14 protein-coding genes are annotated in these 14,636 nt (G+C 71.5%); 13 read left to right on the forward strand and 1 reads right to left on the reverse strand.

The annotated features are described in order from the left end of the window. Nucleotides 1–54: 54 nt before the first annotated feature. Nucleotides 55–1,053, reverse strand: a complete 999-nt coding sequence (locus CCN29_RS17240) for a LacI family DNA-binding transcriptional regulator (protein WP_031023360.1) — start codon at nt 1,051–1,053, stop codon at nt 55–57. An 88-nt stretch (nt 1,054–1,141) separates the two neighbouring features. Between CCN29_RS17240 and CCN29_RS17245 the strand changes: the two genes are divergently transcribed. The 13 genes from CCN29_RS17245 to CCN29_RS17305 form a co-directional block, all read left to right on the forward strand. After that, nucleotides 1,142–2,401 carry an MFS transporter gene (locus CCN29_RS17245; protein ID WP_006132296.1) on the forward strand — a complete coding sequence of 420 codons (1,260 nt, stop codon included), beginning with the start codon at nt 1,142–1,144 and terminating at the stop codon, nt 2,399–2,401. A 9-nt stretch (nt 2,402–2,410) separates the two neighbouring features. Continuing rightward, nucleotides 2,411–3,772 carry a Pup--protein ligase gene (pafA, locus tag CCN29_RS17250; RefSeq protein ID WP_006132297.1) on the forward strand — a complete coding sequence of 454 codons (1,362 nt, stop codon included), beginning with the start codon at nt 2,411–2,413 and terminating at the stop codon, nt 3,770–3,772. A gap of 138 nt (nt 3,773–3,910) precedes the next feature. Further along, nucleotides 3,911–4,912, forward strand: a complete 1,002-nt coding sequence (locus CCN29_RS17255) for an FKBP-type peptidyl-prolyl cis-trans isomerase (RefSeq protein WP_006132298.1) — start codon at nt 3,911–3,913, stop codon at nt 4,910–4,912. A 62-nt stretch (nt 4,913–4,974) separates the two neighbouring features. Continuing rightward, nucleotides 4,975–5,346, forward strand: a complete 372-nt coding sequence (locus CCN29_RS17260) for an FKBP-type peptidyl-prolyl cis-trans isomerase (protein ID WP_006132299.1) — start codon at nt 4,975–4,977, stop codon at nt 5,344–5,346. A gap of 123 nt (nt 5,347–5,469) precedes the next feature. Beyond that, nucleotides 5,470–6,423 carry a helix-turn-helix transcriptional regulator gene (locus CCN29_RS17265; protein WP_006132300.1) on the forward strand — a complete coding sequence of 318 codons (954 nt, stop codon included), beginning with the start codon at nt 5,470–5,472 and terminating at the stop codon, nt 6,421–6,423. Between the two features lie 18 nt (nt 6,424–6,441). After that, nucleotides 6,442–7,437: a helix-turn-helix transcriptional regulator gene (locus CCN29_RS17270; protein WP_086016143.1), complete on the forward strand. Its 996-nt coding sequence runs from the start codon at nt 6,442–6,444 to the stop codon at nt 7,435–7,437. A 64-nt stretch (nt 7,438–7,501) separates the two neighbouring features. Then, entirely contained in the window at nt 7,502–7,762 is a 261-nt protein-coding gene (locus tag CCN29_RS17275; RefSeq protein WP_006132302.1) for a hypothetical protein, read from the forward strand. Nucleotides 7,763–7,772: 10 nt separating this feature from the next. After that, entirely contained in the window at nt 7,773–7,967 is a 195-nt protein-coding gene (locus tag CCN29_RS17280; protein WP_006132303.1) for a hypothetical protein, read from the forward strand. A gap of 257 nt (nt 7,968–8,224) precedes the next feature. Next, nucleotides 8,225–8,506: a Sec-independent protein translocase subunit TatA gene (tatA, locus tag CCN29_RS17285; protein WP_006132304.1), complete on the forward strand. Its 282-nt coding sequence runs from the start codon at nt 8,225–8,227 to the stop codon at nt 8,504–8,506. Nucleotides 8,507–8,598: 92 nt separating this feature from the next. Further along, nucleotides 8,599–9,468, forward strand: a complete 870-nt coding sequence (gene tatC, locus CCN29_RS17290; protein ID WP_006132305.1) for a twin-arginine translocase subunit TatC — start codon at nt 8,599–8,601, stop codon at nt 9,466–9,468. A gap of 31 nt (nt 9,469–9,499) precedes the next feature. After that, a complete protein-coding gene (locus CCN29_RS17295; protein ID WP_086682958.1) occupies nt 9,500–10,390 on the forward strand; it encodes a diacylglycerol kinase in 891 nt (296 codons plus the stop codon). Nucleotides 10,391–10,436: 46 nt separating this feature from the next. Continuing rightward, nucleotides 10,437–13,295 (forward strand): DEAD/DEAH box helicase, encoded by a 2,859-nt coding sequence (locus CCN29_RS17300; protein ID WP_031023369.1) that lies wholly within the window; start codon nt 10,437–10,439, stop codon nt 13,293–13,295. 483 nt (nt 13,296–13,778) lie between these two features. Then, nucleotides 13,779–14,636: histidine kinase (locus CCN29_RS17305; RefSeq protein ID WP_503167720.1), on the forward strand; the 858-nt coding region annotated here is incomplete at its 3' end.

Genomic DNA, 14,636 nt, shown 5'->3' on the forward strand with positions numbered 1-14,636 from the left:
CTCGTTGGCGCCGAGGTGCGCCGACACCCCCCGGCCCGCACCGGCGTCCGGGGGTTACGGGACCCGGGTAGTCGAACCCCGTACCTCCAGGTGGACCGGGATGCTCGTCCCGGAGGGTTTCTCGCCGTTCAGGACGGCAAGCAGCGCCTCCATACCCCGCTCACCGAACAGCTCCGCGTCCAGACGCACAGTCGTCAGCTCCGGGTCGATCGCCGTGGCGAGCGCGAGATCGTCCATGCCGGTCACGGAAAGATCCGCCGGCACGCGCAGTCCCAGCCGCCGCGCCGCCTTGTACACACCCGCCGCCAGCTGATCGTCGTCGCAGACGACCGCCGTCGGCCGGTGCCCGCTCAGCGCCGCCTCCGCCGCGGCCTCCGCCCCCTTGATCGAGATCGGCGACCGCGCCGTCCGCAGCGACGTCCCCGCCACCCGCCGCAGCCGCGCCTCCAGCTCGCGCGCCCGGACCTCGAAGGTCCAGGACGGCACGTCCGCGCCGAGGTGCAGGAAGCGGCGGTGGCCCAGCCCGAGGAGGTGCTCGGTCACCTGGCGGACGCCGTCCGTGATGTCCAGGTTCACCGTGACCCCGCCGGCGGCCGGATCGCTGTCCAGCATGACCAGGGGCAGCTGGTCCCCGCGGATGGCGGAGAGCGCCTCCGCGGCCATCGAGGAGGCGATGACGCCGTCCAGCGCGGCCTGCGCGGACGCGAACGGGTCACGGGCCGGGCCGATGCCCTCCGGGGAGGGGTAGAGCACCACGCCGAAGCCGTGGCGGGACGCCACACGTGCCGCGCCCGTGTAGACGCCCGCGAAGAACTCCGTGGTCAGGGCGGGCACCACCAGCAGGACCGTACGGGTGCGGCCCAGCCGCAGGTTGCGCGCCGCGAGGTTGGGGCGGTAGCCCAGCGTGCGGGCGGCCTCGCGGACGCGTTCCGCCGTGGTCTCGGAGACCCGGCCGCGCCACTTGTCGCCGAGCACCAGGGACACCGCGGCCTGGGAGACGCCCGCTTCCCGTGCGACGTCCCGGCTCGTGGGGCGGGTCCTGGCTCTGGGCACCGGCGCTCCTTCGTCTGGACTGGTGAACAGCGGTCATGGTACGTATGGAGGAGTTAGTTATACGTAACACTTCCACGGGAGGGCCGGCATGGCGACGGGATACCTGGAGATCCTCCGGGCGCGGCACGCCACCCGGCTGCTCGTGGGCACGCTGATCGGGCGGCTGCCCAACGCGACCGCCCCGATCGCGATCGTGCTGTTCGTGCGGGCGGAAGGCGGGTCGTACAGCCTGGCCGGTGTGCTCGCCGCCGTGTACGGCGTGGCCAACGCCGTGGGGCAGCCGGTGCTGGGGCGGCTGGTCGACCTGAAGGGGCAGCCGCGAGTGCAGTTGCCGGCCGCCCTGCTGTCGGCGGTGGCGATGAGTGTGTTCGCCTTTGCCGGCACCGGGTCGCTGGTCGTCGCGTATGCGGCCGTCGCGCTGGCGGGGCTGTTCACACCGCCCCTGGAGGGTGGGCTGCGGGCGCTGTGGTCCTCGGTGCTGCCCAAGGAGGAGCACGTGCACCGGGCGTACGCCCTGGACGCCGTGGCCCAGGAGGTGATGTTCGCCGTCGGGCCGCTGCTCGTGACGGTGTGCGTCTCCCTGTGGTCGGCCCAGGCCGCGCTGCTCGTGCTGAACGTCATCGGCGTGCTGGGGGCCCTGTCCGTGGTGGTCTCGCCGCCGTCGCGGGCCTGGCGGTCGGCGCCGCGTGAGGCGCACTGGCTGGGCGCGCTGCGCTCGCCGGGCCTCATCGCGCTGCTCGGAGCCTTCCTGGCCATCGGCATGGCGCTGGGGTCCATCACCGTGGCGGCGGTGACGTACGCGGACGACCACGGCGGCGACACCGTGTACGGCTGGATGATGGCCGGGATCGGGCTGGGCGCGCTGATCGGCGGCATCGCGTACGGGGCGCGGCAGTGGGCCGGGGAGCCCGCGCGGCGCCTCCAGGTGATCGTGGCGCTGCTGGCCGTGTTCTACCTGCCGCTGATGCTGATGCCCGGGCCGGTGGCCATGACGCTGCTCACCGTCCTCGCCGGAGTGTTCCTGGCCCCGGCGATCGCGTGCGCGTTCGTGCTGGTGGACCGGCACGCGCCGCGCGGGACGGTCACCGAGGCGTTCTCCTGGCTGGTGACCACGTTCACCGTCGGCGCGTCGCTCGGGACGGGAGTGACGGGGCCAGTGGTCGAGGCCGGCGGGGCGCTGTGGGGATTCGCCGTACCGGGTGCGGCGGGCGGCGTGTCGCTGCTGGTTTTGATCGCCACCGGACGGGTATTGGCCGTTCCGGCGAGGACGGCGGTTGTCGCCGCCGGTTCGGAAAATGATCCGAACCGTGCCGTCGAACCCCGTTTCAGCTCGAAGGATCGGGCGTAATGTTCCCTCATGGACCGCCGCATTTTCGGGCTGGAGAACGAGTACGGCGTCACGTGCACGTTCAGGGGACAGCGCCGCCTGTCGCCTGACGAGGTGGCGCGGTACCTCTTCCGCCGTGTCGTGTCATGGGGCCGAAGCAGCAATGTCTTCCTGCGGAACGGCGCCCGCCTCTATCTCGACGTGGGGTCACATCCGGAATACGCAACGCCGGAATGTGACAACGTGACCGAACTGGTCACCCACGACAAGGCCGGCGAGCGCATTCTCGAAGGACTCCTGGTGGACGCCGAACGACGCCTGCACGAGGAGGGAATCGCGGGCGACGTCTACCTCTTCAAGAACAACACCGACTCGGCGGGCAACTCCTACGGGTGTCACGAGAACTACCTCGTGGCCCGGCACGGGGAGTTCTCCCGGCTCGCGGACATCCTCATCCCGTTCCTGGTGACGAGGCAGCTGCTGTGCGGGGCCGGCAAGGTGCTGCAGACGCCGCGCGGCGCCGTCTACTGCGTCAGCCAGCGCGCCGAGCACATCTGGGAGGGCGTCTCCTCGGCGACGACCCGCTCCCGGCCGATCATCAACACCCGCGACGAGCCGCACGCCGACGCCGAGCGCTACCGCCGGCTGCACGTCATCGTCGGCGACTCGAACATGTCCGAGACGACCATGCTGCTCAAGGTCGGCGCCACCGACCTGGTGCTGCGCATGATCGAGGCGGGCACCGTCATGCGCGACCTCACCCTGGAGAACCCGATCCGGGCCATCCGCGAGGTCAGCCACGACATCACGGGCCGCCGCAAGGTGCGCCTGGCCAGCGGCCGGGAGGCGTCCGCGCTGGAGGTGCAGCGCGAGTACTACGAGAAGGCGCTGGACTTCTGCGAGCGCCGCGGCATCCGCACCGGCACCGTCGACCAGGTGCTGGAGCTCTGGGGCCGCACGCTGGACGCGATCGAGTCCGAGGACCTCGACCGCATCGGCACCGAGATCGACTGGGTCATGAAGTACAAGCTGCTCGAGCGCTACCGCGCCAAGCACAACATGACCATGTCGCACCCGCGGGTCGCGCAGATAGACCTCGCCTACCACGACATCCACCGCCGTCGTGGCCTGTACTACCTGCTCGAGAAGAAGGGACAAGCCGCCCGGATCTGCAACGACCTGAAGATCTTCGAGGGCAAGTCGGTGCCGCCGCAGACCACTCGGGCCCGGCTGCGCGGCGACTTCATCCGGCGCGCCCAGGAGCAGCGGCGGGACTTCACCGTCGACTGGGTGCACCTCAAGCTCAACGACCAGGCGCAGCGCACCGTGTTGTGCAAGGACCCGTTCCGTTCGGTGGACGAGCGGGTGGAGAAGCTGATCGCCGGCATGTGAGAGGACGTGTCCCCCGGGAGTCGACGAAACACCCGGAACGTCACACGGGCGCCGTACGTTACACCGTGCGGCGCCCTTCTCACGCCGTAGAGTTGCGCGGACGCCATCCACAAGATCGATGATTACGAGGCCCCCACCGTGCGCCGACGCTCACTTCTCATTGCCGTTCCCGCTGGACTGGCCACCCTCGCCGCGTGCGGCGACGACAAGTCCGATTCCGGCAAGGCCAGCGAGACGGCCTCGCCCTCCGCGCCCGAGGAGTCGGCGGCGCCGTCGCCGAAGATCGTCGAGGGCCCGCTGCCGGCGATCACGGCGGGGACGAAGTTCGGCGAGAAGCCGACCGTCGCCAAGGGCAGCGGCGAACCCTCCAAGGACCTCGCGGTCAAGACGGTCATCGCGGGCGGCGGGCGCACGATCGCCGAGAACGACTTCGTCGTCGCGAACTACCTGGGACAGGTCTGGAGCACCGCCAAGGTGTTCGACAACTCCTACGACCGCAAGCAGCCGCTGGCCATCCAGCTCGCCCAGGGCACCATCATCGACGGCTGGCGCTACGGCCTCGTGGGCAAGAAGACCGGCAGCCGCGTCCAGATGGCGATCCCGCCCACCTGGGGCTACGGCGACCAGGGCAACGCGCAGGCGGGCATCAAGGGCACCGACACGCTGGTGTTCGTGGTCGACGTGGAGGACACGTTCAACGCCAAGAGCTCCGCCAAGGGCACCGACGTCGCCCAGGACGACATCGACCTGCCGAAGGTCGGCACCAACACCGACGGCAAGGCCCCCTCCATCGAGGTGCCCGACGCGGCGGCCCCGAAGAAGCTCGTGGCGAACTACGTCATCGAGGGCGACGGCGCGAAGGTCGGCGCCGAGGACAGCGTCCTGGTGCAGTACAAGGGCGTGCTGTGGGACGGCGGCAAGGAGTTCGACTCCACGTACGGCCGCGGCCAGCTGACGTCCTTCTCGCTCCAGCAGGTCGTCAAGGGCTGGGCGCAGGGCCTGACCGGCAAGAAGGTCGGCAGCCGCGTCCTGATCGTCATCCCGCCGGAGCTGGGCTACGGCGACAACCCGCCGCAGGGCAGCGGCATCCAGAAGGACTCCACGCTGGTCTTCTCCGTGGACATCCTCGCGAAGCTCTGAGCCCGCCGGGATGCAAGACTGTGCGTGTTCGCCTTTCCGCAGACAAGCAGGAGCATGAAGACGTGAGCATCGACAAGCCCGAGATCGACTTCCCGGGCGGCGAGCCCCCGGCGGACCTCGAGATCAAGGACATCTGGGAGGGCGACGGCGAGGTGGCGAAGGCGGGTCAGACCGTCACCGTCCACTACGTGGGCGTCGCCTTCAGCACCGGCGAGGAGTTCGACGCCAGCTGGAACCGTGGCACCCCCTTCCGCTTCCCGCTGGGCGGCGGCCGGGTCATCAAGGGCTGGGACCAGGGCGTGCAGGGCATGAAGGTCGGCGGCCGCCGCCAGCTGACCATCCCGGCCCACCTCGCCTACGGCAACCAGAGCCCCACCCCGGCGATCAAGCCCGGTGAGACCCTGATCTTCGTGGTCGACCTGCTCGGCGTCTGATCCGACCGGAGTCGATCGCCGAGGGCCCGTGCCTGTCCGGGCACGGGCCCTCGGCTTTCACCACGCCACCCCGGGGCGGTACGGTCGTCGCTCGTAAGCACCATAGGGAGGCGAAGCGCGTCGATGGCCATTGCCAAGGCAGAGCGGCTGATGAATCTGGCCCTGTGTCTGCTCGGGACGCGGCGGCCGCTCACCAAGCGCGAACTGCGGGAGTCCATCGAGGCGTACCTCGAGGCCGGCTCCGACGACTCCTTCAACCGCATGTTCGAGCGCGACAAGGACGACCTGCGCGAACTCGGACTGGTCATCGAGACCGTCGAGAACCTCGAGGGCGAGACGGGCTACCTCGCCCGCCGCGACAGCAACCGGCTGCCGGCCATCACCCTGGACGCCGAGGAGGCCGCCGCCCTCGGGCTCGCCGCGAAGGTGTGGCAGCAGGCCCGGCTGGCCGGCGCGGCCTCCGGCGCCCTCCAGAAACTGCGCGCCGCCGGACTCCCCGAGGACGTCGACCCGTACGGCGCGCACGGCGCGCTGGAGCCGCGCATCCCGGTGCACGAGGCCGCGTTCGAGCCGCTGATGCTCGCCTGCCGCGACCGCCGCCCGGTCGTCTTCGACTACCGCAAGGCCAACGCCGCACAGCCCGAGCAGCGGCACGTCGAGCCGTGGGCGCTGGAGTGCTGGCGCGGCCACTGGTACCTGGCCGGCTGGGACCGCGACCGCGGCGCCGAGCGCGTCTTCCGGCTGTCCCGGATCACCGGCAAGGTGCGCTCGCGGGCCGGCCGGTTCACCGTGCCGGTGCCGGACGTGGTCACCGTGCGGGAGACCGTCGCGGGCTGGGCCGGGGAGACCGCCGACCGCTCGGCGCGCATCCGGCTGCGCTCCGACGCCGGCTTCCCGCTCCGCGCCAAGGCCACCTCCGTCCGGGAACTCGGCAACGGCTGGGACGAGTTGGAGATCCCGTACGGACACGGACTGGACGCCTGGCTGGTGGAGTTCGGACCGGACGTGGTGGTGCTGGAGCCCGAGGAACTGCGGGCCGACGTGGTGGACCGGCTGCGTGCCGTGGCCAAGGGCTGAGGGGGAGCGGACGACAACGTGGCAGGCAAACCGGTCAGGCCCGTGAACGCCATCGACCAGACCCGGCGGATGCTGTCCCTGGTGACGTATCTGCGTGAACGCCCCGGCGCCCGGATCGAGGACGTCGCGCGCGCCTTCGGCATCACCGAGGACGAACTGGTCTCCGACCTCGACGTGCTGCCCATGTGCGGCACCAGCTTCCGCGGCGGCGACCTGCTGGACATCGACACCGACGGCGAGCGCATCTGGTGGCACAACCCGGCCGCCCTGGGCGCCGACGCCGCCGAACCGCTGCGGCTGGCCGCCGACGAGGCGACCGCGCTGCTCGTCGCCGCCCGCGCCGTCGCCACGCTGCCGGGGCTGCGCGAGAGCGACCGGCAGGCGCTGCTGCGGGCCACCGCCAAGGTGGAGACCGCGGCCGGCGAGGCGGCCGGCGCCAGTTCCCGGCTCTCGGTGACCTTCGAGTCCGAGGGCGGCGTCTTCGCGGACGTCGACCGGGCCATCGCCGAGCGCCGCCGGCTGTGGATCCGCTACTACTCGCCCGCCCGCGACGAGGTCACCGAGCGGGAGATCGACCCCATCCGCCTGGTCAGCGTCGGGCACACGTACGTCGAGGCGTGGTGCCGCCGCTCCGAGGCGCGCCGCACGTTCCGGCTGGACCGGGTCGCCGAGATCAGGATCCTGGACGAGCCGTCCGCGCCGCCGGAGGTGGAGCTGCGCGACCTGTCCGAGGGGCTGGTGCAGCCCGCCGCGGAGGACCCGGAGGTGGTCGTCGAGGTCGGTCCGGGCGGGCGCTGGGTGGCCGAGTACTACCCGCACGACAGCGCGGACGAGCTTCCCGACGGCGGACTCCGTATCACCCTGCGCACTCCCGACCCCGCGTCGCTGAAGCGGCTGGCGCTGCGGCTCGGCCGCGACGGGCGGATCGTGGAGCCGCGGGAGCTGGCCGAGAGCGCCCGCAGCGCGGCGCGTGAGGCGCTCGCGGCGTACGACGGGGCCGGGGCGGCGGGATGACCGGGCACGACGACAGTCAGGAGCGAGGGCTTTGAGCGAGTCGGCGACCCCAGGGGCACGGGGCATGACGGCGGCGTCCGCGTTCGCCGGGATGCGGAGCGTGGCCCCGGTGATGTTCCGGGCGGGCTGCCCGGACTGCCGGGAGCGCTTCGAACTGGCCGCGAGCGCGCTGCGGCTGGCCATCGGCGCCAGCAGCCGCACCACGTTCTACTCCTTCACCTGCCCCCGGTGCGGCGCCGCCGTCCGCAAGCCGGCGGGGGAGCGGATCGTGGAGCTGCTGACCGGCGGCGGGGTGCGTACGCTCCGGCTGCACTCGACCGTCTAGGCTCGGCGTCATGTTCTGGCCGATGTTCGCCGTGGCTCTGGGGTTCCTGGGGCTGGCGGTGCTCGCAGTGCTCGCCGTCCGGGTCTTCGTCGAGGCGGAGCGCCTCGGCAGACAGGTCGCGGACTCGGCCCGCCGTATCGGCCGCGCGGCCGAGGACCTGGAGCGCGCGGCGACCGCCACGGCCCGCTCGGCGGAGGCCCTGTAGCCCGCGCGGTGCTCCGCACCCGCGGGCGCGCCGTCCGGACGGGCGTCGTCACCGCCCCTGTCACCGGCCGGGGCCCGGCAGGTACGCTGCTGATCGCGGCCCGGAGACGAGGCACGGACCGCGGACGGGAGTACGCACAGGGATTGCCGGACGTTCACCCCCGGGCGTTACGATCGCTGTCTGTACCGTCCTTCGGACGCTTGTCCGACCGGTCGGACGGCCCCCACCCACCCGCCTCGGTGAGAAGGTAAAGACTTATGGGACGGCTCGGACCTACCGAGATCATTCTGATCCTCGTCGTCATCATCCTGCTGTTCGGTGCGAAGAAGCTTCCCGACATGGCGCGGTCGCTCGGCAAGTCCGCCCGCATCCTGAAGAGCGAGGCGAAGGCGATGAAGGAGGAGAACAAGTCCTCCGCTCCGGCCGACCCGCCGGCGACCGGCGAGCAGCCCCCGGCGCAGCGCACCATCCAGGCCGCCCCCGGCGACGTGACCAGCTCCCGCCCGGTCACGGAGCCGACGGACACGACCAAGCGCTGACGCAGGGCCGGTGACGTCCGGCCCGCCGTACGAGATGGGAACGTGGGTTGCTCAAGTCTGCCCGCAAACAGCAGAGGGATCCCGAGGGGCGCATGCCTCTCGTGGAACACCTGCGTGAGCTGCGGAACCGCCTGGCCAAGGCCGTGCTCGCGATCGTCGTGGTGTCGGTCGTCGCCGCGTTCTACAGCGAACAGCTCATGCAGTTCCTGGCCGAGCCGGTGCCCAAGTGCGACAGTCTGACGAACAGCGACGGCGGCAACTGCGCCATCGTGTCGTTCAACACACTGACGTCGCCGTTCACCACGACGATCAAGGTGAGCCTCATGGCCGGCCTGGTCGTCTCCAGCCCGGTCTGGCTCTACCAGCTGTGGGCCTTCGTCGCCCCCGGCCTGCACCGGCACGAGAAGAAGTACACGTACATCTTCACCGCGGCGGCGGTGCCGCTGTTCGCCGGCGGCGCGCTCCTCTCGTACGTGATCCTCCCGGTCAGCATCAAGGTGCTGCTCAGCCTCACCCCCGGGGGATCGGCGAACATCCTCTCGCTCGACGAGGTCCTCGACTTCACCATCCGCATGGTGCTCGTCTTCGGCCTGGCCTTCGAGCTGCCGCTGCTGCTGATCATGCTGAACATGGTGGGCATCGTGTCCGGCCGCCGGATGGCGGGCTGGTGGCGCGGAGTCGTCATGGGCGTCTTCGTCTTCGGCGCGGTCGCCACCCCCACCACCGACCCGGTCGGCATGCTGGCGCTCTCCGGACCGATCATCGTCCTGTACTTCGTCGCCGTGGGCTTCTCGCTGCTGAACGACCGGCGGCGCGCCCGCAAGGAGGCCGAGGGCCTCGCGGACGACGAGGCGTCCGAGCTGGACCACACCCCTGAGGCCGTCGCACCGGCCGAACCGGTGTCCGCGCTGCCCGAGCAGGCCACCCGGGACCGCGTCAACGGTTATGACGACGTGACCTGAGGACGGCCCGGCACCTCATAAGGTCACTCCCGTGACCAGCGAGATCACCCTCATCGTGAACCCCACCGCGGGCGGCGGCCGGGGCGCCCGCGCGGCGCGGTCGGCCGCCTCCGCGCTGCGCGACGCCGGCTTCCACGTCGCCACCGTGACGGGCGACGGCCCCGAGGACGCGCTGTCCCGGGCGCGTACGGCCGTCGAGGAGGGCACCGGGGCCCTGATCGCCGTCGGCGGCGACGGCATGGCCAATCTCGCCCTCCAGGCCGTCGTCGGCACCGGCACCCCCTTCGGCCTGGTCGCGGCGGGCACCGGCAACGACTTCGCCCGGGCGCTCGGCATGCCCCTGCGCGAACCCGCCACGGCCGGGCGGATGATCGCCGACGCCCTCAAGAGCGGGCGGTCCCGTGACGTCGACCTCGGCCGGATCGGCGACCGCTGGTTCGGCGCGGTGCTCGCCTCCGGCTTCGACTCCCGGGTCAACGACCGGGGCAACCGGATGCGCGCCCCCCTCGGCCGCTTCAAGTACGACCTGGCGATGGTCGCCGAGCTGGCCGCCTTCACGCCGCTTCCGTACCGCATCACCCTCGACGGCGGGGACGTCCGTGAGGTCGAGGCGACCCTGGTGGCCGTCGGCAACGGGCCGTCGTACGGCGGGGGCATGCGGATATGCCCGGGAGCGGACCTCACCGACGGCCTGTTCGACATCACGGTGGTCGGCGAGTGCAGCCGGGCCACGCTGCTGCGGGTGTTCCCGCGGGTCTACCGGGGGACGCACGTCGACCACCCCGTGGTGACGACGCTGCGGGCCGCGAGCGTGGAACTGGTCGCCGAGGACGTCACCGGCTACGCGGACGGGGAGTACGTGGGCCCGCTGCCGCTCACCGCCCGCTGTGTGCCGGGGGCGGTCCGGGTCGTCGGTCCCTGAGCGGACGTCCCCGGCGTTCCCCCACCTCAGGCGGCCGATCCGGATAATGATCGTCCTGTTGTCGGTGCGGCCCGGTACGCTCGAATGCACGATGACAGAGGACCTCTCACCGGCCGAGCGGTACGCGGCAGCACGCAGGCGCGCTGCCGAGCAGGCCACCTCGCTCGCCTCCTTCCGCGAGATGTACGACTTCGGCCTCGACCCGTTCCAGGTGGAGGCCTGCCAGGCGCTGGAGGCCGGGAAGGGCGTGCTGGTCGCCGCCCCCACCGGATCCGGCAAGACGATCGTCGGCGAGTTCGCCGTGCACCTCGCCCTCGAGCAGGGCAAGAAGTGCTTCTACACCACGCCCATCAAGGCGCTGTCCAACCAGAAGTACGCCGACCTGTGCCGCCGCTACGGCACCGGCAAGGTCGGCCTGCTCACCGGCGACAACAGCGTCAACTCCGACGCCCCCGTGGTCGTGATGACCACCGAGGTCCTGCGGAACATGCTGTACGCCGGGTCGGGGACCCTGCTCGGCCTCGGCTACGTGGTGATGGACGAGGTGCACTACCTCTCCGACCGCTTCCGGGGCGCCGTCTGGGAGGAAGTGATCATCCATCTCCCGGAGTCGGTGACGCTGGTCTCCCTGTCGGCGACGGTGTCCAACGCCGAGGAGTTCGGCGACTGGCTGGACACCGTCCGCGGGGACACCGAGGTGATCGTCTCCGAGCACCGGCCCGTGCCGCTGTTCCAGCACGTGCTGGCCGGCCGCCGGATGTACGACCTGTTCGAGGAGGGGGAGGGCCACAAGAAGGCCGTCAACCCCGACCTGACGCGCATGGCCCGGATGGAGGCCAGCCGCCCGTCCTGGGGCGACCGCCGCCGGGGCCGCAACGGCATGCGGGAGGCGGACCGCGAGCGGGAGCGCAGACAGCGCTCGCGCGTGTGGACTCCGGGCCGGCCGGAGGTCATCGAGCGGCTCGACGCCGAGGGCCTGCTGCCCGCGATCACCTTCATCTTCAGCCGCGCCGCCTGCGAGGCCGCGGTGCAGCAGTGCCTGCACGCGGGCCTGCGGCTCAACGACGAGGAGGCGCGGGCGAAGGTCCGCGACCTGGTCGAGGAGCGCACCGCCTCCATCCCGCCGGAGGACCTGCACGTCCTCGGCTACTACGAATGGCTGGAGGGTCTCGAGCGGGGCATCGCCGCCCACCACGCGGGCATGCTGCCGACCTTCAAGGAGGTCGTCGAGGAGCTGTTCGTGCGCGGTCTGGTGAAGGCCGTGTTCGCCACCGAGACCCTGGCGCTGGGCATCAACATGCCCGCGCGCTCGGTGGTGCTGGAGAAGCTGGTCAAGTGGAACGGCGAGCAGCACGCCGACATCACCCCTGGCGAGTTCACCCAGCTGACCGGCCGGGCGGGCCGCCGCGGCATCGACGTCGAGGGCCACGCCGTGGTGCTGTGGCAGCGCGGGATGAACCCCGAGCACCTCGCGGGACTCGCCGGCACGCGCACGTATCCGCTGCGCTCCAGCTTCAAGCCGTCGTACAACATGGCGGTGAACCTGGTCGAGCAGTTCGGGCGGCACCGCTCGCGGGAGCTGCTGGAGACGTCGTTCGCGCAGTTCCAGGCGGACAAGTCGGTCGTCGGCATCTCGCGCCAGGTGCAGCGCAACGAGGAGGGTCTCGAGGGCTACAAGGCCTCGATGACCTGCCACCTCGGCGACTTCGAGGAGTACGCGCGGCTGCGCCGGGAGCTGAAGGACCGGGAGAACGAACTGGCCCGGCAGGGGCAGATGCAGCGGCGCGCGGAGGCCGCCGTCGCGCTGGAGAAGCTCAGGCCCGGCGACATCATCCACGTCCCCACCGGCAAGTACGCCGGTCTGGCGCTGGTGCTCGACCCGGGGCTGCCCGCGGGACGCGCCAACGGCCACCGGGGCGTGGAGTACCACGACGGCCCGCGCCCGCTGGTGCTGACCGCCGAGCGGCAGGTCAAGCGGCTGGCGGCGATCGACTTCCCGGTGCCCGTGGAGGCACTGGAGCGGATGCGGATCCCGAAGTCCTTCAACGCGCGGTCCCCGCAGTCCCGCCGGGACCTCGCCTCCGCGCTGCGCACCAAGGCCGGCCACATCGTGCCGGACCGGCACCGCAAGAACCGGGCGCCGGCCGCCGACGACCGGGAGATCGCGCGGCTGCGCAAGGCGTTGCGGGCGCACCCGTGCCACGGCTGCCAGGACCGCGAGGACCACGCCCGCTGGGCGGAGCGCTACCACCGGCTGCTGCGGGACACCTCGCAGCTGGAGCGGCGCATCGAGGGCCGGACGAACACCATCGCCCGCACCTTCGACCGGATCGTCGCGCTGCTGACCGAGATGGACTACCTGCGAGGCGACGAGGTCACCGAGCACGGCAAGCGGCTGGCGCGGCTGTACGGCGAACTCGACCTGCTGGCCAGCGAATGCCTGCGCGAGCGGGTCTGGGAGGGCCTCGGCCCCGCCGAACTCGCCGCGTGCGTCTCCGCGCTGGTGTACGAGTCGCGGGTCGCCGACGACGCGACGGCGCCAAAGCTGCCCTCGGGCAGGGCGAAGGCGGCGCTCGGCGAGATGGTCCGCATCTGGGGCCGGCTGGACGCGCTGGAGGAGGACTTCCGGATCAGCCAGACCGAGGGCGTGGGCCAGCGCGAGCCCGACCTCGGGTTCGCCTGGGCCGCCTACATGTGGGCCTCCGGCAAAGGGCTGGACGAGGTGCTGCGCGAGGCGGAGATGCCGGCCGGCGACTTCGTGCGCTGGTGCAAGCAGGTCATCGACGTGCTGGGGCAGATCTCCGCGGCGGCCCCGGTCGCCGAGGGCTCGACGGTCGCGAAGAACGCCCGCAGGGCCGTGGACGGTCTGCTGCGCGGAGTGGTGGCCTACTCCTCCGTCGGCTGACCGCCTCCCGACACCCTCCCCGGAAGCCCGGTGCGCCCCCCCGCGCGCCGGGCTTCCGCTCCGTGCGCGCCCTCGTGTCCGCGCGCGCCCGCGTGCGGCCGCATCACCCGCCGCCCGCGCGGGCAGGGATGACAGCGCCCGCGTGAGGCCTCCGACGCCCGTTCCGAGGGCCCGGTTCACCCGTGACGGTGAGTGGCCGCCGTACGTCTGTACGCCGTCACGTAGCGTGTTCGAACGGTCTCGGACCGTGCAAATGGCCCCGAGCGTACTCCTGCCCCGGGGTCGTTTCCGGCAGTTGCTGAATATGACATGGCGATGATCCCGTCGGACTAAGCTCGCCCGCAGCGCACCGAGTTGAGATGAATTCGTGCGCCTGTTCCCTTATGTGCACGTTCCCGACCGTCAGTCGACACGCTTCAGAGGGCTCACATGGCGAGTGTCCAACTTCCTTACGCACGCGTGCTGTTGCTACCGGCCATAGTCATGGCCGCGGCGACCGGGGCCGCCGTCGCCCTGGTGACGGAGCCCGCCCGGATCGCCGTCGGCGTGTGCGGTGCCGTGGCGACCCTGCTGGTGGCCGCCGCCGGGACCGAGGCGGTGCGCCGCGGCCGCGTGCTGCGGGAGGCGCGCGCCGAACACGAACGTCACCGTGCGTATCTGGAGGCGCGGATCGCGGCCCACGACACGGAGACCGACTACTTCATCCAGCAGGTCTTCCCCACCTGCCTGGACTACCTGCACGCCGGCAACGACCCGGACGAGGTGATGCGCGCCCTGCCGCGGCTCAACCCGTCCTGGCGCGACCTGCCGAAGTACCAGCAGATCCTGCTGCGCAAGGTCCTCAAGATCATCGACGACGAGGAGAACCTGCGGGACTCCTCGCAGCGCTCCTTCGTCTCCATCGCCCGCCGCGTCCAGGCCATCGTCCACCAGCAGGCCAAGGAACTGCGGGAGATGGAGGAGGACCACGGCCGCAACCCCGAGGTCTTCGACGACCTGCTGCGCATCGACCACGGCACCGCGCTGATCGGCCGCCTCGCCGACTCCATCTCCGTCCTCGGCGGCGGCCGCCCCGGACGCCAGTGGCCCAAGCCGGTCGCGCTCTACAGCGTGCTTCGCGGCGCCATGTCCCGCATCCTCGAGTACCGCCGCATCGACCTGAAGTCGATCGCGAAGATCAACATCAAGGGCATCCACGTCGAGCCGGTCATCCACGCCGCCGCCGAACTCCTCGACAACGCCACCCGCTACTCGCCGCCCACCAGCAAGGTCAGCGTGACCGCCACCGAGGTGCAGACCGGCGTCGCCATCGAGATCGAGGACGCCGGTCTGCACCTCGGT

The organism is Streptomyces pseudogriseolus (assembly GCA_002154585.1).
GTDB classification, from domain to species: domain Bacteria; phylum Actinomycetota; class Actinomycetes; order Streptomycetales; family Streptomycetaceae; genus Streptomyces; species Streptomyces pseudogriseolus.

What these genes read in the sequence shown, in the direction of transcription:
- CCN29_RS17245 (WP_006132296.1), top strand. Translation starts at nt 1,142, where the DNA reads ATGGCGACGGGATACCTGGAGATCCTCCGGGCGCGGCACGCCACCCGG.
- pafA (WP_006132297.1), top strand. Translation starts at nt 2,411, where the DNA reads ATGGACCGCCGCATTTTCGGGCTGGAGAACGAGTACGGCGTCACGTGC.
- CCN29_RS17265 (WP_006132300.1), top strand. Translation starts at nt 5,470, where the DNA reads ATGGCCATTGCCAAGGCAGAGCGGCTGATGAATCTGGCCCTGTGTCTG.
- CCN29_RS17275 (WP_006132302.1), top strand. Translation starts at nt 7,502, where the DNA reads ATGACGGCGGCGTCCGCGTTCGCCGGGATGCGGAGCGTGGCCCCGGTG.
- CCN29_RS17280 (WP_006132303.1), top strand. Translation starts at nt 7,773, where the DNA reads ATGTTCTGGCCGATGTTCGCCGTGGCTCTGGGGTTCCTGGGGCTGGCG.
- tatA (WP_006132304.1), top strand. Translation starts at nt 8,225, where the DNA reads ATGGGACGGCTCGGACCTACCGAGATCATTCTGATCCTCGTCGTCATC.
- tatC (WP_006132305.1), top strand. Translation starts at nt 8,599, where the DNA reads ATGCCTCTCGTGGAACACCTGCGTGAGCTGCGGAACCGCCTGGCCAAG.
- CCN29_RS17300 (WP_031023369.1), top strand. Translation starts at nt 10,437, where the DNA reads ATGATCGTCCTGTTGTCGGTGCGGCCCGGTACGCTCGAATGCACGATG.